General features: G+C 42.9%; 1 protein-coding gene. It reads left to right on the top strand.

The genetic code is table 11. From position 1 onward, the window contains the following. The first annotated feature begins 188 nt into the window (after positions 1–188). A complete protein-coding gene (locus J2S07_RS21765) occupies positions 189–1,532 on the top strand; it encodes an ISLre2 family transposase (protein ID WP_370872919.1) in 1,344 nt (447 codons plus the stop codon). Positions 1,533–1,858 lie beyond the last annotated feature (326 nt).

Raw genomic sequence — 1,858 nt, 5'->3', positions numbered from 1 at the left:
GTATGAGTAAAATTAATGTGGGCAAAAATTAAACCCCTTCATTTGGGTAAGGACCGTTAGGTCCTTACCCAAATGAAGGGGCCACCAAGCGAAAGCGCGGTAGAGTATAAGCAGAAAACATGATAAAAGGGCTACTCCTTGGTAGAATCATAGTCGACGAAAACCAGAATCAAAAGGAGAGAGCCCTCATGCAAAATCATATCATAAATTACCCTAATCTTAAAGAGATCGAACAATTACTTTGGAGGGAATTACAGACAACCTTTTCAACGGTGATGAAGACGATGTTAGAGGACATGGACCAACAGATCGCAGAACAACGAGATAAAAAAAGATACAGACTTCTAGATAAACGTAAAACTCATATAGACAGTCTCTTTGGACAAGTGGAGATAAAGAGGAACTATTATCGAGATAAGGAAAAAGAGGAGTACGTCTATCTCTTAGACCGTCATCTGGAATTTGAAGGGGCGGGGAATTTTAGCCCACTTATTGAAGAAGCAGCCTTGGAACTGGCTATCACGGGTCCAGCCTACCGAAAGGCAGCGAATACCCTCGAAACACTCCTGGGCTACCGTGTGATTAGCCATGAAGCAATTAGGCAGCACTTACTACAGATCTCAAGCATTCCAAAGGCAAAAGAACCCATTCACGGTCCTGTCTTATTTGTAGAGGTGGACGGTTTATATGTGAAACGTCAAGGAAAAGGCAAAAGGGGAAAAGAAGAGAAAATAGCTGCCGTTCATCAAGGTTGGGAAGTGAACGGAAAGCGTGTGAGCCTAAAGGGGAAACGCCATTTTATCCATCTTGGAAAACGGCCATTCTGGGAGGCATTTGAGGATTTCTTGATAGAGACATTTGAATACGATCCAACCGTGCATAAGCTCGTGATCAATGGGGATGGAGCTAATTGGATCACAGCTTGTCGAGAACACTTTAAAGGAAGAGCCTTCTTTACTCTTGATCGTTTCCACGTGGCAAGAGAATTACGGAGTTTATTCCTTCATCACCCACGCTATCGTTCTGTACGAATGGCCCTGGCAAAATACGATAGTCATAAGCTGCTTGTAGAACTGAATAGTGCGATTGGAACCCTTGAAACAGAAGTACAGGAAGAACGTCTAGAGGGATTCATCCAACAATTAGAAAAGTATCCAGAAGCTTTGACAGATTATCGGAAGTGGCTCAAGGAACAAGGGTTTAGTACCGAAGGAATGCGACCAATGGGAAGTGCAGAAGGAATGATGAGCGTATTGGCCAAACGATTGAAAAATGGCCGTAGTTGGGTAGAAAAAGGGGTTAGCGCCATGATGACAGGAATGGTAGCGTACATGGATAAGTTAACGATAAAAACATTGTTTGGAAGAGTGGAACGATGGACGGAGACCACGATAGAGAAGAAACCACCGAAGCACTATGTAGAGAAAATAAAGAATACGATTGGGGAAGCAACAAGAGGTAACATTCCTTATCGAAGGGGAAAATCCAATATACCAGTTTACCATGCATTAACAACACTAGTAGGTTTATAACAGAGAGTTTTTAACAAAGATTGTTACTTTGAACAACATTGAAAAACGCCGAGTGGATTGGAGCGGAGGGTGCTTGACTCCTGCGGGATGTAGAGGAAAGGTCGAGACCCCACAGACGGGACGTCGAGGAGGCTCGACTTCCTCCCCGCGGAAAGCAAGTGCCCGGAGCGGAAAGGAACGGTCCATTGTTTAGGACTACTACAACAAACTAAATAAAAATAGCTAAAAAAAGTGGAAATTTCAATATCAAGAGAGACTTTTAAATCATGAAATCGCTACCAATAATAAGGTGAAGAAATTTCTGCCCACAAATACTTGACTCAATC

The organism is Anoxybacillus andreesenii (assembly GCF_030813005.1).
In the GTDB taxonomy this organism is placed as follows: Bacteria; Bacillota; Bacilli; order Bacillales; family Cytobacillaceae; genus Robertmurraya; species Robertmurraya andreesenii.
This window is presented reverse-complemented; position numbering and strand designations above follow the sequence as displayed.

What these genes read in the sequence shown, in the direction of transcription:
- J2S07_RS21765 (WP_370872919.1), top strand. Translation starts at nt 189, where the DNA reads ATGCAAAATCATATCATAAATTACCCTAATCTTAAAGAGATCGAACAA.